Consider the following 19997-nt stretch of genomic DNA (forward strand, 5'->3'; position numbering starts at 1 on the left):
GACGTTAACATTACCGGTCGAATTGGAGCCGCGTCCCAACGGTATTTTCCAATCTTTGGGCTAAGCATGGCCACGTGACGCGGCATTTGCCCGCGTGAACGGGACGAGGGGACGTGGTCGACATCGCGCAGCAGGCAGCGATCCATGCGGCATCGAGAAAGGATGCCATGGCGGCGCGCGTCCCGCTTACAGCGATCGATCCCGGCCAATGGCGCGCGCTCGCGCAGCGCGCGATCGAGCCGAACGGATATTACCTGCCCGCCTGGGAGCTCGCCGTCAGCGCCACCGCGCGCGGCCGCACCGCAGCTTCGGCATTGCCCGCTTTCGACGGAGCGTCGACCCGGCTGATCGGGCTGATGCCGGTGATCTCGCTGTGGCGCGCCCTGAAGATTCCCCTGCCCGCGCTGGTGAGCGCGCATCCCTACGGCACCCTGTGCAGTCCGCTGATCGACCGCGACGCCCCGATCGAGGCGGCGACGCAACTGTTGCGGCGGGCGCGCGAGGCCGGCGCGCATGCGCTCGTGCTCAACGACGTCGCGCTCGACGGCGCTGCGATGACTGCGCTTAAGCAGGTCCTGACCCGCGACGGCCTGAAGCCGCGCGTGCTTTCCTCCTACATCCGCGCCAGCCTCGATGCGACGCAGGATGACGAAACGCTACTGCGCGACGCACTCGGCACCAAGAAGCTCAAGGAGCTGCGCCGACAAAGCCATCGCCTCGAAGAGCACGGCCCTGTTACGTTCGACGTCGCACGCCGGCCTGACGAGATCGGGCCCGCACTCGAAACATTCCTGCAGCTCGAAGCCAGCGGCTGGAAAGGCAAGCGCGGCACCGCGCTGGTGCAGCATGTCGGCGATGCGACCTTCATTCGCCGCGCGGTGCCGGCGCTGGCGGAGACCGCGCAGTGCGAAATCATCACGCTTCGCGCCGGGACGACCCCGGTCGCCGCCGGCATCGTGCTGCGCCATCAGGACCGCGCTTTCTTCTTCAAGCTCGGCATTGACGAACGCTTTGCGAAATATTCGCCGGGCGTGCAGCTCACAATCGAGCTCACCCGCCATCTCTGCGCCGATCCCGCCATCGCAAGCGCGGATTCCACCGCGAGCGCCGATCACCCCATGATCAACCCGATCTGGCGCGGGCGTTTTGCAGTCGGCGACGTGCTGATCCCGCTGCGGCGGCACGATCCGGTCGTGGCCCTGATTCACGCAGCACTGGCCGGACTCAATGCCGCGCACGAGGGCGCGCGACACGTGGTCCGCCGGCTCCGCAAATCAGCGAAAGCTACTCCGCCGCCTGCGCGTTGATCTCCTCCGAGACCTGGCGGATGGCGCGCGCGAGCAGGGTCGGGTCCTGCGCACCGGAGACGGCGTATTTCTGCGCGAACACGTAGGTCGGCACGCCGGAGATGCCCTTCTCGGCGGCCTCCTGCGCATCGGCCGAGACGCGCGCGACGTCTTCGTCGGTGGCAAGGCGCCGGCGCACGTCCTCGGCGTCGAGGCCGATATCGGCGGCCGCCTGCACCAGCACGTTCACATCGGTGAGATCGCCCCCGTCGCGGAAATACAGCTCCATCAGGCGCTGCTTCATCTCGGGCGCCTTGCCGATCGCTTCCGCCCACAGGATGAGGCGATGGCAGTCGGTCGTGTTGGGCTGACGCGCGACCAGCTCGGGCTTGTAGAGGAGGCCCTCCTCGCTTGCGGCCGTAACGACGCGCCCCGCGATTCCTTTATAGGCTTCGACCGAGCCGAACTTCTGGGTGAGATAGGCCTCGCGGCTGATGCCCTCGCGCGGCACCCAGGGATTGAGGAAGAACGGGCGGAAATTGAGCTTGACGGGAACGTCCGGCACGAGCGCCAGCGCACTCTCGATCCGGTGCTTGCCGATATAGCACCAGGGGCACACCACATCGGAGACGACATCGATCTGGAGCGGTTTCAGCGTGCTCATGTCAGGCGCCTCCTTCGGGCGATCAAGGTTGGCCCAAAGATAAGCCGAAGCCGCTCGGAGGCAAGGGTGCCAAGGAGCTCTAGGTCAAGGGCTCTAGGTCATGGCTGCCGCGATCTGCTTCAGCCGCTCTGCGGTGCGCTCGTCGGCCGGGAAGAACGTCTCCAGCGCCAGCTCCGACAGGGTGATATCGACGGGCGTGCCGAACACCATGGTGGTGGAGAAGAAACTTAGTATCTCCCCGCCGTGGCGCAGCTTGAACGGGATCGCGACATTGTCGCTCGACAGCGGCCCCGCGCGCGCCGGGATGGGGTAGCTCTTGAGGTCGTTGTAGAGCTTGATCAGCTCAGGATCGGCCGTCACCTCGCATTGCCGGTGCAGACGCTCCAGAAGGTGGCCGCACCACTCCGCGAGATTGACCGTGCGCGGCGCCAACGCCTCGGGATGAAAGGCGAGCCGCAGCACGTTGAAGGGCTGGCCAAGCAGCCGCTGCGGAATGCCATCGAGCAGCGGCGCCACCATGCGGTTGGCCGACACCAGGTTCCAGTGCCGGTCCACCGCGAGCGCGGGATTGGGCTCGTGCGCCCTCAGCACGAGATCGATCGCCTGGCGGGCTGATTTCAAGGCGGGATCCTCCAGCGGGCGCTGCTGGAACGCGGGCGCATAGCCGGCGGCGACCAGCAGCACGTTGCGCTCGCGCAAGGGCACGTCGAGACGCTCGGCGAGCCGCAGCACCATGTCGCGCGAGGGCGCGGCGCGGCCAGTCTCGACGAAGCTGAGATGACGCGCCGAGATTTCGGCTTCGCCCGCGAGATCGAGCTGGCTCATGCGGCGGCGCTGCCGCCATTCGCGCAAATGGTCGCCGATGTGAACCGGCTGGCTGCGGTCGGCCTGTGCCGTGGATGCATGTGCGTTCATGACCAGAACCTAGCATGCGGATTTCGGCCCTTCCATTACCCGCGAGGTAATCGAATTGGCGCGCCGGCGCGCGCATCTTCAGTGGCGACAGGAGATGACCATGATCGCGCTGCTGCTCTACCGGACCGTCGCAGACCACCTTGTTCCCTGGGCCATGGCCTTCGCAACGCGGATGCTGGCGCGCAGCCTCAACATGCCGGAGCCGCTGGTGCATTCGACCGGCGACTATGTGCTCGCGCAGGTCACGGCCTTCGAGCACGGCGTCGGCAGGAGCCTCTGTCCGTTCCGCCTCGCCCGCCTGCTTCGCGCCTGGTGGCGCGGACGGCACTGAGTTTCACCCCCGAGCCCACCCCAACCATGGAGACCTCTGATGATCGACGCTTCCACCTTCCTGCGCCGCGCGCTGCTCGCCGATGCCATCTTCAGCGGCGTCGCCGCCCTCGGCTTCACTTTCGGCGCGAGCGCGTTCGCAGCTCTGTTCAATTTGCCGGAGGCGCTGCTGCGCGAGGCCGGCCTGTTCCTGATCGCCTACGTCGCGCTGGTCGGCTGGCTGGCGTCACGCGCCTCGGTGGCGAAGGCGCTCGTGCTGCTGGTCGTGATCGGCAATGCGGCCTGGACAGTCGGCAGCATTGCGCTGCTGCTCTCGGGCGCGGTGTCGCCGAACCTTGCCGGCGCGCTCATGGTCGTGGCGCAGGCGATCGCCACCGGCGTGTTTGCCGAGCTGCAATATGTGGGATTGCGGAGAAGTGCGAGCGCGTTGGCGGCGTAAGGCCCGGCCTGGCCGCGCACCAATCGCGGCCATCGCCTGCGACTACGCCCTCGCCCGGCCGACCTTGCCGGCGAAGTGCTTGCCGTTCAGCTTCTTCTTTTTCGCCGTGCTTTTCGTGCCCGCCTTCTTGGCCTTGGCTTCCGTGCGCGCCTTCACCTTGGCGGCTTCCGCCCGCGCCTCGGCTCGCAGCTTCTTGCGCTTCTTCTCGCACGACTCGCACTTGCAACCGATCGGCTTCAGATAGGCTTTGAAATAGTCGGTACCGTAATCATAGTTGATCTCGTCACCCGGCTCGATGTTCCTGATGGCGCGGATGAAGACCTTGCGCTCGCGCGGCCGGACGTCGGACTCGGCGTTGGGCCGGCAGGAATGGTTGATGTAGCGGGCCAGATTCTTGCGCACCGAGCCGTCGATAGTCCAGCGGCCGTTGAGCTCGAACAGGTACTTGTTCTCGATGTCGTCCTGCTCGGGAATCCGCGAATCCAGGATCGGTCCGAAATAGCGGATGATCCGGGTGCCCTTCTTGATCGGCTTGGTGGCGAAGAGGCCGAGCCCGGTCTTGGAGCGGCCGACGCGATAGGGTTTTTGCGAGGAGATGGCTGGCATGATCAAGTAAAGGAGGACGCGAACGAGGCTGGAGGAGCCCAAGCGAAGCCGCTCTTCTAGAACGATTCCGCGCCGCTGTCAGGTCTATCCCACCCCTGTTTGAACCTTGCCCACAATGAAGACGTCTGATGGTGCGGAGTTCCCTGCGATCGAAGCCCTCATGATGAACCGCATCACCTGCACAGGCCTGGCCGTCTTGATGATCTGCATCGGCCTGCACAGCGCCGCCGCCCAAACCGTGGGCAGCACCTACACCTCGACCGCGCCCAAGGATTGCCGCCAGATCGGCAAGCCCAGCGAGCTCGACGGCAGCACGACGCGCATCTGTCCGGGCAAGGACGGCCTCCTGGTGCTGATCGCCGAGGACGATCTTCGCGAAATCGTCTCGGTCGGTCGCAATCGCAAGCAGGCGGCCGAGGAACCGGCAGCCAAGGTCTGGTTCGCACCGTTCAATTCGTCGGAGACCACGATCGAATGGCGTGCCGTGGGCGCAAAGCCGTTCGCGATCATCCAGCGCTGGCACATCGCCGACAATGCCGATCCCGACAAGCAGGGCCGGCCGAACACCAAGGCCATGCTGGTCGTGACCCGGCTACCGCCGGGCCCGGTCTGTCACGTTGCTTATGTCGATGCGATCGCAAACCCCACCACCAACGAGCTTGCGCGCAAGGCCGCGGACGATTTCGCCCGCGGCTTCGCTTGCGGCAAGGACGAGGTGAAGATCATCGGCACGCGCGGCCGCGCCGTCGAGCTTGCGACGATGCGCTAAGGCGCGATGCGATTAGGACGAATCGTCATCGCGCTTTAGGTTGTTGTTTAAGCATGATCTTTTCGGAAAACCGCTGCGCACTTTTCCGGATCATGCTTTAGGCCTTGGCGGCCCACGACCGCTATGCGGGGTGTTTGGTGGCCACCGGCGCCATCAGCATCGCCTCCATTAGCCGCTCGGCCGTCGTTCCCTCGGGCAGACGTCCCAAGATATCCTCGAGCCGTCCGTCGAGCAGCAGCATGGTGAAGCCATGCACCATCGACCAGGCACGTGCGATCGCGGCACCCTGGCTCAGCGTCAGCGCGTCACCGCTGATCTGCTCCTGCCGCATCATGCCGATCGCATTCGCCAGCCCGGCGAAGGAGGCTTCGGCCGCCTCGTGCAGCGAGGGCCTGGAATAGTCCAGGCGCTCGGTACGGAACATGATGCTGTACATGCCGGGATGGGCTTGCGCGTAGGCGACGTAGGCCTTGGGCCGCGCCAGCGCGGCTTCGAGCGGCGTGGTGGCGGCACCGCAAGATGCCGCCATCGCCGCGTTGAACTGGCGGAAGCCGACGGCCGCGAGCTCGCTGAGCAGGCCGGTGAGATCACCGAAATGGTGGGTGGGTGCGGCATGGGAGACGCCCGCCTCCCGCGCCACCGCGCGCAAGGTGAGGCCGGCGAGTCCGTCGCGCTCCAGCACCCGTTCGGCAGCCTGCAGCAGCGCCTCGCGCAAGGCACCGTGGTGATAGGGCGTCTCGGACTTCGCGCTCGCCGCGCCACGCCTTGGGCGCGATGCCGCAGTCGACGTCGTCTTTCTGGGGGCACGCGCGCGTCGCGCCGTTTCGCTCTTGGTATCGGTCTTGGTGTCGATCTTGGCCATTTGCAAGCTATATGACGCAATATTGACAGTGTAAAGATTTCGCTTGACCGATGCGGCAATCGACGCTATCCGATCTTTACGATGTAAAGATAGGGAGTGTACGCCGTGCAGCACGACGCCATCGCCGAGCGCCGCAACAACATCGCGCCGATCCCGTTCGAAGCGGACGCGCCATTCCTGAAGATCATCGGCGAATTGCCGCGCGAGCTGAACGGCGTACTCTATCGCAACGGCCCCAATCCGCAGTTCGATTCCCCCGGCGCGCATTGGTTCGTCGGCGACGGCATGCTGCACGCGTTCCATCTCGACAACGGCCGCGCCAGCTATCGCAACCGCTGGGTCCGCACGCCGAAATGGCTCGCCGAGCACGATGCCGGCCGCGCTTTGTTCGGCGGCTTCGGCCGCAAGCTGCCGGATGCGCCGGCCGATCTCACCGACGGCGGCGTCGCCAACACCAACATCATCTTCCATGCCGGCAAGCTGCTGGCGCTGGAAGAGGCGCATCTGCCGACCGAGATCGAGCCCGGCACGCTGGCGACGCGCGGCTATCACAACTACCAGGGCCGTGTCGCCGGCAGTTTTACCGCGCACCCGAAGATCGATCCCGTCACCGGCGAGCTCGTGTTCTTCGGCTACAACGCCGCAGGACCGTTGACGCCTGCCCTCTCCTACGGCTCGATCGACGCCTCCGGCAAGGCGACCCGCTTCGAGCGGTTCGAGGCGCCCTATGCCAGCATGGTCCATGACTTCATCGTCACCGCGAACCATGTGCTGTTTCCGATCCTGCCGATCACCGGCAGCATGGAGCGCGCGATGCGCGGGCAGCCGCCCTACGCCTGGGAGCCGGACAAGGGCGCCTATGTCGGCGTGATGAAGCGGAGCGGCACCGCAAAGGACATCGTCTGGTTTCGCGGTGAAGCCTGCTACGTCTTCCACATCATGAACGCGTGGGAGGACGAGAACCGCATCATCGCCGACGTCATGCAGTTCGAGGAAGCGCCGCTGTTTCCGCATTCCGACGGCCGGCCGACCGATCCGGACAAGTCGCGCGCCCGGCACTGCCGCTGGACCTTCGATCTCTCCGGCAATACCGATCGCTTCCAGCAGACCTATCTCGACGATCTCACCGGCGAATTTCCGCGCATCGACGACCGCCACGCCGGGCTGAAGAACCGTCATGGCTGGTACGCCTGCGCCAATCCGAAACTGCCGATGTTCGGCGCGCTCTCCGGCGTCGTCCATGTCGACGGCAACGGAAGACGTCTCGGCCATTACCTGCTGCCCGCCGGCGACACCATCTCCGAGCCGGTGTTCGTCGAGCGATCGAAGGATGCGACTGAGGGCGATGGCTGGCTGCTCGCCGTGGTCTGGCGGGCGCGGGAGAACCGCAGCGACCTCGCCGTGTTCAACGCCACCGATGTCGAAGCGGGTCCCGTCGCGCTGGTGCAGCTCGGCCATCGCGTGCCGGATGGTTTTCACGGCAATTGGGTGGGGGCGCAGTAGCTCCCGTCATTCCGGGGCGCGCCACTTGGCGCCCGCCCGGAGCCACAGCACGGACGTGTCACCAAAGAGGCCCGTATGCAGATGCCCTCCATCACCGCAGACCTCCTCGCCATCCTCGCCATGGTCTGCGCCGCGCTCACACTCGAGGTGGTCCATCTGCGGCGGAGCGGCCAAGTCCTCTTCAACGGCGGCATCCTGCTCGCCCTCGGCCTCGCGATCGCCTGCGCGCTCCCCATTCTGTCGCGCCTGCCCTGGGCGGAATTGGCTGACGAGGCGTCCGACCAAGCCGTTGCGGCACTTCAACTTTTACATGCCGCCTACATCATTTTGACACTGTAAAGATTTCGCTTGACCCGGTCTCGCCTCTGACCTATTTATCTTTACATCGTAAAGATCGGCCTGACCGAGGTAGGTAATGGCGATTTTCCTGATCCTTGCGCCCTACGGCGCCTACAGCTTCCTGATGCTGGTAACGTCGGCCGCGATCAGCGTGTTCGTGGCCTCCGCGATCTGCCTCGCCACCGTCGCAATCGATGTGGCGCGCGGGCGCTCGGTGAAGACCCTGGCCGCGGGCTCGGCGATCGTGTTCGCCGCAATCGGCCTCTACCTGGCGCTGCTCGACCCGCAGCTCGGAACGCTCGGCGTCAAGCTGTCGGTCGATATCGGCATCTTCGTCATCGCGCTCGGCTCGCTGCTGGTCCGCCGTCCCTTCACGCTGCAATATGCGCTGGAATCAGTGCCGGCCGAGACCGCGGCGATGCCCGGCTTTCTCACCGCCAATTACGTCATCACCGGCGCCTGGACCGTGGCCGCGCTGTTGATGGCGGCCGGCAATCTCGTGCTGCTCTACGTCCCCGGCCTGCCGCTCTGGTCGAGCCTTGCAGTCGCCTTCGCCGCCCGCAACAGCGCGATTTACTTCACAAAATGGTATCCCGAGTATCGCCAGATCAAGTACGGTACGCCCGCCCGCGCATTGCCCACCGCCCGCTGAACAGGATTGACGATGAAGGACGTATTCGCCCGCCTCGGCTCCGACCTCTTCTCCGCCATCGTCTTCCTGGTCGTCTATCTCGCCACCGACAACGTCATCCTCGCGACGTCAGTGGCGATCGCCGGCGCGATCGCGCAGGTGATCCACGCCCGCATCAAGGGGCAGCAACTCAACTACATGACCTATGCGAGCCTCGCGCTCGTCGTCGGACTGGGCGGGATCACTCTGCTGACCAATGATCCCCGCTTCATGATGGCAAAGCCTTCGATCGCGCATTTCGCCATCGGCGCGATCATGCTCAAGCGCGGCTGGATGCTGCGCTACATGCCGCCGATCGTCGTCGAGACCGTTCCGGAATATGTGACGGCTGCAGGCTATGCCTGGGCGGCGCTGATGTTCGTGATCGGCGTCGGCATGATCCTCGTCGCCTCCACGGGCGATCTGAAGCTGTGGGCGTTCTACCTCACGGTGGTCGCCGGCGGCGCCAAGATCCTCGCCTTTGCCGTGCAGTATGTCGTTCTAAGGCTCATCGTCACCAGCCGCAGGCGCGCTGCAGCCCGCGCCTAAAGCGCGATGTGATCGCTTTAGGTTGTTGTCTGAGCATGATCTTTTCCGAAAACCGCTACGCACTTTTCGGGACATGCTTCCATGCCTCAAATGGAGCGTTAGGCAGGAGCTGCGAGTTGGGCTATAGGCTCGTCCGGGACTGGCCGCGGATCGTCGCGGTCCGCCGGGATTTGTTCGGGAGACGGGAATGGCCGTAGACGGCAACTGGAATCTGACCATGACGACGCCGATGGGCGAGCGCCAGGCGACGCTGAGCCTCAAGGCCGCCGGCGGCACGCTCACGGGCACGCAAGGCGCGGAAGGTAATACCGCCGAGATCTTCGACGGCACCGTCGCTGGCGACAACGTCTCCTGGAAGGTCTCGATCACCAACCCGATGCCGCTCACGCTCGAATTCGCCGGCACCGTCTCCGGCGACAGCATGAACGGCGAGATGGGCATCGGCCCGATGGGCAGCTTCCCGTTCACGGGCGCCCGCGCGTAAGGCGGCGCAGCATCATGCGCGTGCTTCGTCTCATCGCGACGACGATGCTGTGCGTCGCGACACTAGCGGCGCGCGCGGATGACACCGAACCGGCGTGGCGCGCAAGCGCGCTCGCCCTGGTCCCGGCAGGTTATGTCGCCGGCGCCGCTTATCGAACCGACGGCTCGATGGGATATCTCGCCGTCTATCCCGCGCCATCGAACGATCCAAAAACACCGGCAAGCGTGTTCGCTGCGCGCGAGGCCCTCGTGGTCAAGCTGACACCGGATGCGACACGCGCGGTTTCAGCCGAGTTGAAGCCGCGCACAGAGCCCGATCCGGACAATGACGACACCGATTTCTCTAAGCTGCACGCCGATCTCGCCGCCGGACGAACAAAGCTGCCCGAGGGCACCGAGCCCTGCAGTCTCGGCGCCTGGTCCATCGACAAGGACCCCGCTGGCCTCAACGTGCGCGCCGAGCCGTCGGCGACGGCGCGCGTGCTCGGCACGCTGCCGCCGCCTTACCGCTTGAAGTTAGGCGGCGCCGAGAACACGCCCGACGGCGGCTGGCTCACCGAATTCCGCATCATCGGCTTCAAGAGCGGCTGGTTTCTGATCGAAGGCGCCAAGCCGCCGGGCAAGGACTACGAGGACGAGAAGAGATATCCGCGGAGCGCGCCCAAACCCTATGCCGGGCGCGGCTGGGTTGCGTCCAACAAGGTCGGCGCGAGCTACGCCAATGGCTATACGCGCGCAGGCGGGCTGTTCCAGGCTCCCTTCGTCGATGCCAAATGGATGCCGGCGCAGCGTGAGCTCGGCGGCCCGATCGACGGTGACGGCGGCCCGAAGCGCCTGTTCGCCTGCAGCGGCTTCTGGGGTCTGGTCGAGAGCCATGACGGCGTCCGCGGCTGGTGGCGCGCGCTCTGCTCGAACCAGGTCACGAATTGCAGCTGAGAAGAGAGCGCTCCGCGACATTCTCGCTCTTGTCTTCTTAACAATTCAGGATTGTATTTGAGCATTGCACCCGGGAGGGAAGAATGCCGTACAGCATCATGCATGCATTTCATCGATCACTGACAGCCGCGTTCGTTTGCATTCTGCTCGGAGCAGCGATGTCGACCGGGCACGGCGAACAATTGCCGCCGAAGATTGCCCCGGAGGCAACCGCCTGGAAGCCCGCCTCGATCTTCGAGAAAGACGACAAGGACGACAAGTTCAAGGATCAGCCACGCATGAATTTGAGCGGAGCGGCGTGCGTGCCCACCACGCCGAAGTTCACGTCATGCCTGATCGCCAATGATGAGAAGAAATACGCACAGTTCTTCTCGATCGAAGGCAACGTCCTAGTTCCCCGGAAGCTCATCCGGCTTTCGGATGACGACAAGGACCCCGATGCCGAAGGCGTCGCGTATGAAAAGGGCTTCTTCTATGTAACCGGCTCGCACGGCCGAAGCCGCAAGAGCGACAAGGAGAATCTGTCGAGCTATGTCGTGTTTCGGATTGCCGTGGATCCGCAAACCGGCGCACCCAAGACCGAACCCAACGCCAAGAAGGTCGAAGGCGTCGAGCCGAGCCCGCGGCTGCGCGAAGTGATTGAAAAGAGTAACGACGTCGGATCGAAGTTCAACAAGCCGCTCGCGGAAGGCGGTGTCAACGTCGAAGGGATTGCAGTCAGGAACGACCGCATTTACTTCGGGCTGCGAGGTCCATCGCTGAACCGTCAGGCCTTTGTGCTCAGCGTCGATGCAAGCGCGCTCTTTACCAAGGACGACGATCTCAAACCCGCCTCGACGCCGCTCGATCTCGGGGAGAATACCGGCATCCGCGACCTTGCCGTGGTGAACAACGGCATCTTGATCCTCGCAGGGCCGACGCGTGACGAAGACGTTCCCTATAGCGTCTGGCTGTGGGACGGCAGCAGCAAGACTGCCAAATCCCTGGCGACGCTCGATTTGAGCACAGCCCCAAAAGAGGCGAAAGCGGAAATTCTGCTTCCCCTCGAGGAAGACGCAGCCAACATCCGTGTGCTTGTCATGTTCGATAGCGCCGAAAATGGCGGCGCGATGTCGTTCACAATAAAGCGCTGAGCGCGCGCTGCGTAAATCGTCCGCCGGTTCGAGAACCGGCGGACGACGCAGGACTGGCTAGCCCAGGTTCAGCTCCTTGAAGAAGTCGTTGCCCTTGTCATCGATGATGATGAACGCGGGGAAGTCGACGACTTCGATGCGCCAGATCGCTTCCATGCCGAGCTCGGGATATTCGAGCACCTCGACCTTCTTGATGCAGTGCTCGGCAAGGTTCGCCGCGGCGCCGCCGATCGAGCCGAGATAGAAGCCGCCATACTTCTTGCAGGCCTCGCGCACGGCCGGCGCGCGGTTGCCCTTGGCCACCATCACCATCGAGCCGCCGGCGGCCTGGAACTGGTCGACGAAGGAATCCATGCGGCCCGCCGTGGTCGGACCGAACGCGCCGGAGGCGTAGCCCTCGGGTGTCTTGGCCGGGCCGGCGTAATAGACCGGGTGGTTCTTGAAATAGTCCGGCAGCGGCTCGCCCTTCTCCAGTCGCTCGCGCAGCTTGGCGTGGGCGCTATCGCGCGCGACGATCATGGTGCCGGTCATCGAGACGCGGGTCTTGATCGGATGCTTGGAGAACGTCGCCAGGATGTCCTTCATCGGCTGGTTGAGATCGATCTTGACGACCTCGCCGCCGAGCGCCTGCTCGACCTGCGGCAGATATTGCGCCGGGTTGTGCTCGAGCTCCTCGAGATAGACGCCGTCCCTGGTGATCTTGCCGAGCACCTGGCGGTCGGCAGAACACGAAACGCCGAGCCCGATCGGCAGCGATGCGCCATGACGCGGCATGCGGATCACGCGGACGTCGTGGCAGAAGTACTTGCCGCCGAACTGCGCGCCGACGCCGAGCGATTGCGTCATCTTGTGGATTTCCTTCTCCATCTCGACGTCGCGGAAGGCGTTGCCGTCGGGCGAGCCGTGGGTCGGCAGCGCATCGAGATAGCGGGCGGAAGCGAGCTTCACCGTCTTCATGCAGAGCTCGGCCGAAGTGCCGCCGATCACGATCGCGAGGTGGTAGGGCGGGCACGCCGCGGTGCCCAGCGTCAGGATCTTCTCCTTGAGAAACGCGAGCAGCCGGTCCTTGGTCAGCACCGAGGGCGTCGCCTGGAACAGGAAGCTCTTGTTGGCGCTGCCGCCGCCCTTCGCCATGAACATGAACTTGTAGGCGTCATCGCCCTCGGCGTAGATCTCGCACTGCGCCGGCATGTTGTTGGCGGTGTTCTTCTCCTCGTACATCGAGAGCGGCGCGACCTGCGAGTAGCGCAGATTGCGGCGCAGATACGCGTCGCGCGCACCTTCCGACAGCGCCGCCTCGTCGTCGCCGTCGGTGATGACGTTGCAACCCTTCTTGCCCATGATGATCGCGGTGCCGGTGTCCTGGCACATCGGCAGCACGCCGCCGGCGGCGATGTTGGCGTTCTTCAAAAAGTCCAGCGCGACGAACTTGTCGTTCGGGCTGGCCTCGCCGTCCTCCAGGATGGCGCGGAGCTGCTTCAGATGGCCGGGGCGCAAATAATGGTTGATGTCGCCGAAAGCCGCCTCCGACAGCGCCCGCAGCGCCTCGCGCGACACCACCAGCATGTCCTTGCCCAGGACCTTCTCGACCCTGACACCCTCGGCCGTGATCTTCTTGTAGGGCGTCTCGTCCTTGCCCAGCGGGAATAGCGGGGTGTGCTTGTAGGGCGGAACGGGCTTTGACGGGTCGGGGAAGGCGGTCGGAGCGTTCATGGAGCGAATCTCGGGTTTTTGGAGCCCTGGCGGGCCTCTCAGCATAGAAGCGTTCTAAGCTTTTTTGCTGCAAAGGGAAGTGAGCGGAGCGCATGGAAGAGACCCCATTCTGTCTCCCGGCAAGGGGCAGGCGCCCACTCAAGAATCTCGGGCCTGTGCGCCGTGAAATACTGCAGTTACGACAACTCGTGCGCGTAACACATCGACCTCATAGGGGAGCCGGGGCACAACCACTCAAATGTCTGGGGATCATGCCCGACGTGCCCCATAAAGGGGAAGGACGTCAACTGCCCGATACTCTTGAGCAGCCGATCGGTCACCTTCCGGGCAGCGGCCGGACTATCCTGTGAAATCCAGTTGAAGATACCTTCGAGATCAGCAACCGCCTGATCATCGAAGATCAGCTCCATGGCCCCTCAGGACCCAAAGCGCTCGACGCGCGCACGCACTTCATCCAGGGAGAGGAATTTGCGGTTTGGATCGGCTCGGCGACGGCGCACTTCGGCGATCTGCTCCTCGGTCAGCTGGATGTCCCGCATGTGTTTGACATAGTCGAGCAACGCCCCCGCGGCGGCATCCTGCTCGCCTTCGGGAAGCTGCACGACCTGACGGATAGCCTCGTCCAGGAGCTTGGTCATACAATCAAGTATAGCAGATTGCAGGCGAGAGAACAGCCAAGCCGCACGGGGAAATGCCCGTTCCCACTCTTGCGCTTCGCGCCCGACGACGCTTGAATGCGCGCCCTAAGGGGCTTTTCATCATGACATTGAACTTGAACGTCCGCGGCGCGATCCTGGTCGCCGCCGCCATCACCGGCCTTGTGACCCTCATTTCGCCCGCACGCGCCGACCGCTGCGACGACAGTGCCAAGGAGCTGGCGAACCAGGTCGATCGCCTCAAGGTGAACTTCCGCGCTGCGAACACCGTCTACCTGACGCACCCGGCGGCCAAGGAGCTGTCCGTGGGTTGCCGCGGCGACAAATATTCCATCGAGCTCTATGCCAAAGGTGATCGCAAGCCGACGCCGGAATTCTATGCGCTGGTGGGATCGATGGCGGCGATCGTCTTCACCGTGACCAAGGACGACACCACGACGGGCGCGACACGCTGCCTGAAGCGGATGGGTCTGCTGCGCGGCGACAAGATCAGCATGCGCTATCGGCGACTCAACATGGAATGCACCCGCACCAAGAAGGACGCGTCCATCGCGATCACGCGCGGCAAGGACGAATAGGCGGAGGCCCTCTTCCGCACTTGCTGCGGACAAGGTGCAATTGCGACGCGACGCAGGTCGCCACGTACTCCGTCATTGCGAGCGGAGCGACTTGTCCGCCGAAGCCTTGGCGAAGGCGGAAGCAATCCAGAATCCTTCCGCGGTGACGGTCTGGATTGCTTCGTCGCAAAAGCTCCTCGCAATGACGAGGAGGGTTTAGTCGTCGCTCGCATAAGGCACGGTGCGGGGCACGAACAGCGCCTCCTACCACACCAATCGCTCGCATTTTAACGATTGCCTTGAAGGAATTTTCGCTCCTCGCAGCGCAGGGTCAATTGTTTCCATGTGTGAGGATTTGCGGATGAAGGTTTCCACCGTTGCGCCGCCGCCGATCGCGATCGTGGTTCCGAGCTACGACACGACCAAGCAGCAGGACGATCAGACCAAGACCAAGGACGCCGACCCCACCTACAAGCCGCAGCCGCCCGCACCGCTGCCGCCGGGTCAGGGCACGCGGATCGATCAGCTCGCCTGATCGATCTTCTCGAAGGACGAATCGCCCGATCCGGTCGATCGGGCCTGTTTCGTGTCCGGCGCATCTTCGCCGGATAGCGGGAACATCATGCGCGGCCACCCCGGGACCTGCGCATGATCGCAAGACGGCCGTTGCTTGACACCACGCTCGTTGCCGCCATGGGCGCGCGATTGTTCGCATCCACGCGAACCTTGCACCCGGCCCGCCTGCCCCACCGCGGCCATTTTCCCTACGCGCACGATTGGGCCGAAAACCACCGCTCCGGCTCGGCGCGGCCTTCAAGTGTGATCCGGCTCATCAAATTTCCGCATGCGGCGTGCTCATCTGCGAGGCCGAATGAGCATGCGTCGATGGGACAAACCATGGAACTGAATGAAGAGCTGCTGTCGCTGGTGGCGGGCATCTACGATGCAGCGCTCGACGATTCCCGATGGTCGGCGACGCTTCGTTGCATCGTCGACCTGGCGGGCGGCCAAAGCGGCGGTCTGGTCCGGATCGGAGCAGACGGCGAGGCCGTGATCGCGCATGCCGTTGGTGTCGAGCCGGCCTATGTTCAGTCCTACATCGAAACCTATGAACCGTTCGATCCGTCGCGCAGCGTGCTCCACGCGCCGGTCGGCCAGATCCAGACCATCAGGGACTGGATCGACGTCGACGAATTCCGCACCACCATGTTCTACAACGAATGGACGCGGCCGCAGGGCCTCGAGGACGCCGCCAATATCCTGCTCGACAAATCGCCTGAGGGAATATCCCGCCTCTCGATCATGAAGGCCGGCGGCCCCGTCGACCGCAGGATGTACCAGGTGATCTCCCACCTCACGCCGCACCTGCAACGGGCCATGGTCGTCAGGCAGAAGCTGCAGCAGCAGAACGCATTGGAGACGACGTCGATGCGCACGCTCGACGCCCTGCGAACCGCCATCCTGCTGCTCGATGCCGAGGCTCGTATCACGCACGCCAATGCCAGCGCGCGCGACATCCTGGACGAGGCCGACGTGCTTCGTTCGGTCCGTGGCCGGCTGGTGACGTCCGAGCCGAATGCCGATCGCGTGCTGCGGCAGGCGCTGGCGGGCACGGTTGTCGGCGACCGCGCGATGACGAGCGCGAGCATCTCGCTGCATCTGACGGCCCGCGACGGCGCGCATTTTGTCGCGCATCTCCTGCCGCTGACCGCCGGGCGCCGGCAAAGGTTCGCAGCGAGCTACGACGCCTGCGCCGTCCTGTTCGTCAGCAAGGCAGCGCTCGATACGATCGTCGCGCCCGACCTCATCCGCAAGCTGTTCAGGCTGACGCCGACCGAGCTGCGCGTCTTCCTGTCCATCGTCGAGATCGGCGGGGTTCCCGACGTGGCCAGGAGCATGGGCATCGCCGAATCCACGATCAAGACCCATCTCGCCCGGATCTTCGCCAAGACCGGAACCAAACGACAGGCGGATCTGGTTCGGCTCATCGCGGCCTTTACACCGCCGATCAAGGTCTGAACCCGGTCCCTGTCGCCTCGCGCCGCATGTTTGCCGGAAAGCAGGCTATCAATACGCCGGCGTGGGACAGAACAAGATCGCCAATGATCTCCAGACTGCTGCTGCAGAACACGATCACCACCGCCGCGATGGGCGCGCTGCTGTTCGCCTCCGCAGGGACGCTGCGCTGGCCTTCGGCCTGGGTGTTCCTCGCGACATGCACCCTGCTCGGCCCGCTCTGCGGCTGGTGGCTCTACCGGATCGATCCGGCGCTGCTGGCCGAGCGGCTGCGGCCGGTGCTGCAGAAGGATCAGCCAGCAGCCGACAAATTGTTCATGAGCGTCTTCGTCGTCGCGATGCTGGCCTGGCTGGTGCTGATCGGCGTCGACCGGCGCCTTCAATCGTCCGACATGCCGGTCGCACTCCAGGCGTTCGGCCTTGCGCTGTTCCTGGCCTCGACACTGTCCACGATGTGGGTGTTCCGCGAAAACTCGTTCGCTGCGCCGGTGGTGAAACTGCAGGCTGAGCGCGCCCAGCGCGTGATCTCGAGCGGTCCCTACGCCCATGTGCGTCATCCCATGTATAGCGGCATGGTCCTGTTCTTCGCCGGCGTGCCGCTGCTGCTGGGCTCGTGGTGGGGACTCGTGATGGTCCCGCTCCTGGTCCTCCTGTTCGCGATCCGAATCGGAATCGAGGAGCGCACCTTGCGCGAGGGCCTGCCGGGCTATGCCGATTATGCGGCGCGGGTGCGCTATCGCCTGATGCCCGGCGTTTGGTGAGCGCGCATTGCGCTGCCTCCTCCGAACGGCTGACGCCGCCGAAAGCGGACTTCGCTAGACAGCGGCGGCACGCAACGCAACGAAAGACGCGACGATGTTCTGCAAGCCGCCCTGCCCCGACCAGCCAGAGCTTTCTTCCGCTCCCGATGCTTCAGACGGTCATCCTGGTCCGGCGCACGCGCAGCCCGGCGGCAGCCATGACGTTTTCGGGCGATTGATCGCGCCCGAAGCGGCCGGTCCGGAACGGGGGCTGCCGCCAGCCTCCCTCCGGACCGGCTAAGTTTCTATTTTTTGACGCGTTTCTTGACGCGAACCGGTATCCACTTCGCTCGAAAACGCTCTAGCTGGAGCGCAGTCGAGAAGGGTTGAGAGGCCCGCAATATTGACGAAGATCTGGACCCGGCCGCACGCCGCGGATCATAACGCAGGCCTGTTCGCCTCCGCAGCCAAGGTGCGCCGCCACTCTCCAGGCGCCAGTCCCTCGACACGCCGGAAGGCGCGGCTTAGCGCGGTATCGGAGTCATACCCGACCCTGACCGCCACTTCCGCCAAGGCCGCGCCCTTCCGCATCAGGGTTTTGGCGCGATACATCCGCCACCGCGTCACATAGCTCAGCGGCGTCTCTCCGAGAACCGAACGGAAGTTCTGAGCGAAGGTGGAGCGCGAGACGCCTGCGACACGAGCCATCTCCTCGACCGTCCAGTCGCGTGCGATGTCCGCATGAACGGAGCGAATAACCTTGGCCAAGGATCTGTGCCTCAGCGCAGCAAGCCACCCGCCGGCCCGTGTCCCGTCCGCCGCAACCCACGCGCGGATCGTTTGAATGAACAACACGTCCGTCAGTCGCTCTACCACTAAGTCCGCGCCGAGCCCATCTGCGCGGCTTTCCAGGCCAATCAGGCCTAGGGTGGTCTCGAGCAGATCGAGGTCACCATGCGCCAAGCGAACGTGGAGCAGATCGGGCAACAAGGCGAGCAAGGGCTCGGCCGCGATCGGATCGAATGAAAGACGCGCCGATACCATTTCCATCAGCGCGCCGTTACCGCCATAGTTGACCGTGCGGTCAGGGATGGTGGTGAAGCCGGTCCCTTCCGAGAAGCCGGGCAGGTCCGCAAACAGGTTCACACAATCCACGAGGGCACTGTCGGGCCGATCCGCCAGCGCGAACCGCGTGCCTTCCTTGACGATGAGACAATCGCCCTTGGCCACTGGTAGGGGAACCTCACCCTCGGACAGCAACCAGCCCACACCTTCTGCGATCATCACCAGCCGGGCCTGATAGCCGGTATCGAATGCCACACCCCACGGCGCGGTAAAGCGGAATCGCACATAGAGCGAACTCGCCACGCTCATCGCGCTCACAACGTCGTCGAAGGGATCCATCCCGATTCGATATCGGACGATCGGTCAGGAATCAAGGCGCTTGGGCCATTACTCATACGATCGAGCCAGTCTATCTATCCCACCTCATCGATTGGAGAGGGACATGCGAAGCTACAGAGCTAATAAGATTGGATCGCTCGACGACCTGAAGATCATCGAGGAGGATCTTCCCGTTCCCGGACCTGGACAAGTTCGGGTCAGGGTCCGCGCCACGGCCCTTAACTTTCGCGACCTCGCCCTTCTCACCGGGATATTCCCTGCTCCCGCCAAGGCGGACGTCGTTCCGCTGTCTGATGCGGCTGGTGAAATCGAGGCGGTAGGATCGGATGTAACCCGCTTTGCAATCGGCGACCGCGTTGTCAGCAGCTTCTTTCCGACCTGGTTCGGTGGCGCGTTCGAGGCTGGTGCAGAGCAATATTCGGTCGAACGGGATGGCTGGCTGACCGAGTATAAGGTCGTCGACGCCGAAGCCCTGGTCGCCGCGCCCAATACTTTGTCGTTCGCAGAGGCCGCTGCTCTGACCTGCGCGGGCGTCACTGCTTGGTCGGCTCTTGCCGGCGTCCGGGCGGGCGACATCGTGCTGACGCAAGGCACGGGCGGCGTTTCAATCTTCGCAGTGCAATTGGCCAAAGCGTTGGGTGCGCGTGTCATCGCCACCACCTCAAGCGCGGAAAAGGCCGATCGTCTGCGAGCGCTGGGCGCTGACGAGGTCATCGATTATCGCGCCGATCAGGACTGGGGCTCCACGGCACGCGCAATGACCGATCGTGGGATTGACCGTATCGTGGAGACGGGCGGTGCGACCTCGCTTGCGCAGTCCATCAAGGCAATCGCTCCCAGCGGACAGATTTCGCTGGTCGGCGTGCTCGGCGGCTTTGCGGGCAGCGTCGATTACAAGGCGATGTTTTTTAGCTTTGCTCGCTTCCAGACGATCACGACCGGCAGCCGCCGCGATCTTGAGGAGCTCACGCGCTTCGTCGCTCGAACTGGCCTGAAACCCGTCATCGACAGTACCTTCATCTTCGAGGAGGCGCGAGCGGCGATCGAACACCTGGGTCGACGCCAAGTCTTCGGCAAGATCGTCGTTCAGCACTGATTTCATCTTGAACCCTCAACGGAGATTTTAATCGATGAGCGTCTATGCCATCTTCATTCGCGAACGCACCCGCAACGCGGGTGAACTGGAGACCTATGCCGAAATGGTCACCCCCCTACTGGGGAATTCGGGAGCGACGGTTCTCGCGGCCTACGGCGCTCAGGACGTTCTGGAGGGGCCTTCGCCTGAAGGCGTGGTGATGGTCAGCTTCCCGACCATGGAGACCGCGCGCACCTTCTATGACAGCCCCCAATACCAAGCTGCCGTCCGACACCGCTTTTTGGGCGCGGACTATCGATCGATCATCGTTCAGGGGGTCGATGGCTGAGAC

25 protein-coding genes are annotated in these 19997 nt (G+C 64.2%); 17 read left to right on the plus strand and 8 right to left on the minus strand.

All coding sequences use genetic code 11. The features are described 5' to 3' along the window. Positions 1-113 precede the first annotated feature (113 nt). Positions 114-1307 carry a GNAT family N-acetyltransferase gene (locus XI04_RS20425; RefSeq protein WP_038971632.1) on the plus strand — a complete coding sequence of 398 codons (1194 nt, stop codon included), beginning with the start codon at positions 114-116 and terminating at the stop codon, positions 1305-1307. Here the strand turns inward: XI04_RS20425 and XI04_RS20430 are convergent. Together XI04_RS20430 and XI04_RS20435 are read right to left on the minus strand one after the other, a co-directional pair. Further along, positions 1285-1950, minus strand: a complete 666-nt coding sequence (locus XI04_RS20430; protein ID WP_028142798.1) for a DsbA family oxidoreductase — start codon at positions 1948-1950, stop codon at positions 1285-1287. The two genes, XI04_RS20425 and XI04_RS20430, sit on opposite strands and share 23 nt — an antisense overlap. Positions 1951-2043: 93 nt before the next feature. Next, positions 2044-2865, minus strand: a complete 822-nt coding sequence (locus XI04_RS20435) for a helix-turn-helix domain-containing protein (RefSeq protein WP_028142797.1) — start codon at positions 2863-2865, stop codon at positions 2044-2046. A 100-nt stretch (positions 2866-2965) separates the two neighbouring features. On the opposite strand from XI04_RS20435, the gene XI04_RS20440 reads away from it, so the two are divergent. Further along, positions 2966-3196: a hypothetical protein gene (locus tag XI04_RS20440; RefSeq protein WP_080670194.1), complete on the plus strand. Its 231-nt coding sequence runs from the start codon at positions 2966-2968 to the stop codon at positions 3194-3196. 39 nt (positions 3197-3235) lie between these two features. Continuing rightward, positions 3236-3634, plus strand: coding sequence for a hypothetical protein (locus tag XI04_RS20445; RefSeq protein WP_271610340.1), 399 nt, complete (start codon positions 3236-3238; stop codon positions 3632-3634). A gap of 42 nt (positions 3635-3676) precedes the next feature. Here XI04_RS20445 and XI04_RS20450 read toward each other — a convergent pair whose 3' ends face one another. Next, positions 3677-4240 (minus strand): SET domain-containing protein, encoded by a 564-nt coding sequence (locus XI04_RS20450; RefSeq protein WP_038948090.1) that lies wholly within the window; start codon positions 4238-4240, stop codon positions 3677-3679. Between the two features lie 163 nt (positions 4241-4403). On the opposite strand from XI04_RS20450, the gene XI04_RS20455 reads away from it, so the two are divergent. After that, a complete protein-coding gene (locus tag XI04_RS20455) occupies positions 4404-5009 on the plus strand; it encodes a hypothetical protein (protein ID WP_038948092.1) in 606 nt (201 codons plus the stop codon). 121 nt (positions 5010-5130) lie between these two features. On the opposite strand, the gene XI04_RS20460 is transcribed toward XI04_RS20455, so the two are convergent. Next, the gene (locus XI04_RS20460) at positions 5131-5871 is read right to left on the minus strand and encodes a TetR/AcrR family transcriptional regulator (protein ID WP_038971628.1); all 741 of its coding nucleotides are present in this window, start codon (positions 5869-5871) and stop codon (positions 5131-5133) included. A gap of 105 nt (positions 5872-5976) precedes the next feature. On the opposite strand from XI04_RS20460, the gene XI04_RS20465 reads away from it, so the two are divergent. From XI04_RS20465 to XI04_RS20495, 7 genes are all read left to right on the plus strand, one after another. Continuing rightward, positions 5977-7374, plus strand: a complete 1398-nt coding sequence (locus XI04_RS20465; RefSeq protein WP_271610339.1) for a carotenoid oxygenase family protein — start codon at positions 5977-5979, stop codon at positions 7372-7374. A 75-nt stretch (positions 7375-7449) separates the two neighbouring features. Next, positions 7450-7713 carry a hypothetical protein gene (locus XI04_RS20470; RefSeq protein WP_028142790.1) on the plus strand — a complete coding sequence of 88 codons (264 nt, stop codon included), beginning with the start codon at positions 7450-7452 and terminating at the stop codon, positions 7711-7713. Positions 7714-7789: 76 nt separating this feature from the next. Then, positions 7790-8365, plus strand: coding sequence for a hypothetical protein (locus XI04_RS20475; RefSeq protein ID WP_038948095.1), 576 nt, complete (start codon positions 7790-7792; stop codon positions 8363-8365). Positions 8366-8377: 12 nt separating this feature from the next. Then, the gene (locus XI04_RS20480) at positions 8378-8932 is read left to right on the plus strand and encodes an inner membrane-spanning protein YciB (protein WP_028142788.1); all 555 of its coding nucleotides are present in this window, start codon (positions 8378-8380) and stop codon (positions 8930-8932) included. Positions 8933-9119: 187 nt separating this feature from the next. Then, positions 9120-9416 carry a hypothetical protein gene (locus tag XI04_RS20485; protein WP_028142787.1) on the plus strand — a complete coding sequence of 99 codons (297 nt, stop codon included), beginning with the start codon at positions 9120-9122 and terminating at the stop codon, positions 9414-9416. Between the two features lie 14 nt (positions 9417-9430). Further along, positions 9431-10351, plus strand: a complete 921-nt coding sequence (locus tag XI04_RS20490) for an SH3 domain-containing protein (RefSeq protein ID WP_271610338.1) — start codon at positions 9431-9433, stop codon at positions 10349-10351. Between the two features lie 83 nt (positions 10352-10434). Further along, the gene (locus tag XI04_RS20495; protein ID WP_038948098.1) at positions 10435-11484 is read left to right on the plus strand and encodes a DUF3616 domain-containing protein; all 1050 of its coding nucleotides are present in this window, start codon (positions 10435-10437) and stop codon (positions 11482-11484) included. A gap of 57 nt (positions 11485-11541) precedes the next feature. Here XI04_RS20495 and XI04_RS20500 read toward each other — a convergent pair whose 3' ends face one another. From XI04_RS20500 to XI04_RS20510, 3 genes are all read right to left on the minus strand, one after another. Continuing rightward, positions 11542-13197 (minus strand): fumarate hydratase, encoded by a 1656-nt coding sequence (locus tag XI04_RS20500; protein WP_038948099.1) that lies wholly within the window; start codon positions 13195-13197, stop codon positions 11542-11544. 176 nt (positions 13198-13373) lie between these two features. Then, positions 13374-13607 carry a type II toxin-antitoxin system RelE/ParE family toxin gene (locus XI04_RS20505; protein ID WP_245448835.1) on the minus strand — a complete coding sequence of 78 codons (234 nt, stop codon included), beginning with the start codon at positions 13605-13607 and terminating at the stop codon, positions 13374-13376. Positions 13608-13613: 6 nt separating this feature from the next. Continuing rightward, positions 13614-13835 (minus strand): hypothetical protein, encoded by a 222-nt coding sequence (locus XI04_RS20510; protein WP_028142783.1) that lies wholly within the window; start codon positions 13833-13835, stop codon positions 13614-13616. 122 nt (positions 13836-13957) lie between these two features. On the opposite strand from XI04_RS20510, the gene XI04_RS20515 reads away from it, so the two are divergent. From XI04_RS20515 to XI04_RS20530, 4 genes are all read left to right on the plus strand, one after another. After that, complete coding sequence (locus XI04_RS20515) at positions 13958-14431, plus strand: hypothetical protein (RefSeq protein ID WP_028142782.1); 474 nt, start codon at positions 13958-13960, stop codon at positions 14429-14431. Between the two features lie 340 nt (positions 14432-14771). Next, on the plus strand, positions 14772-14945 hold the full coding sequence (locus XI04_RS20520; RefSeq protein ID WP_018321873.1) for a hypothetical protein: 174 nt from the start codon (positions 14772-14774) through the stop codon (positions 14943-14945). A 362-nt stretch (positions 14946-15307) separates the two neighbouring features. Further along, the gene (locus XI04_RS20525) at positions 15308-16429 is read left to right on the plus strand and encodes a helix-turn-helix transcriptional regulator (protein WP_095425270.1); all 1122 of its coding nucleotides are present in this window, start codon (positions 15308-15310) and stop codon (positions 16427-16429) included. A gap of 83 nt (positions 16430-16512) precedes the next feature. Then, positions 16513-17187, plus strand: a complete 675-nt coding sequence (locus XI04_RS20530; RefSeq protein WP_271610336.1) for a methyltransferase family protein — start codon at positions 16513-16515, stop codon at positions 17185-17187. 417 nt (positions 17188-17604) lie between these two features. Here the strand turns inward: XI04_RS20530 and XI04_RS20535 are convergent, their stop codons facing one another. Continuing rightward, positions 17605-18570: an AraC family transcriptional regulator gene (locus XI04_RS20535; protein ID WP_038971620.1), complete on the minus strand. Its 966-nt coding sequence runs from the start codon at positions 18568-18570 to the stop codon at positions 17605-17607. 103 nt (positions 18571-18673) lie between these two features. Here XI04_RS20535 and XI04_RS20540 point away from each other — a divergent pair, with 103 nt between their 5' ends. Both XI04_RS20540 and XI04_RS20545 read left to right on the plus strand, forming a co-directional pair. Continuing rightward, positions 18674-19666, plus strand: a complete 993-nt coding sequence (locus XI04_RS20540) for a zinc-dependent alcohol dehydrogenase family protein (protein ID WP_028142778.1) — start codon at positions 18674-18676, stop codon at positions 19664-19666. A gap of 34 nt (positions 19667-19700) precedes the next feature. After that, positions 19701-19994: a DUF1330 domain-containing protein gene (locus XI04_RS20545; protein ID WP_152102706.1), complete on the plus strand. Its 294-nt coding sequence runs from the start codon at positions 19701-19703 to the stop codon at positions 19992-19994. The last annotated feature ends 3 nt before the right edge of the window (positions 19995-19997 follow it).

The sequence above is a fragment of the Bradyrhizobium sp. CCBAU 11430 genome (assembly GCF_028128855.1).
Classification (GTDB): Bacteria; Pseudomonadota; Alphaproteobacteria; order Rhizobiales; family Xanthobacteraceae; genus Bradyrhizobium; species Bradyrhizobium ottawaense.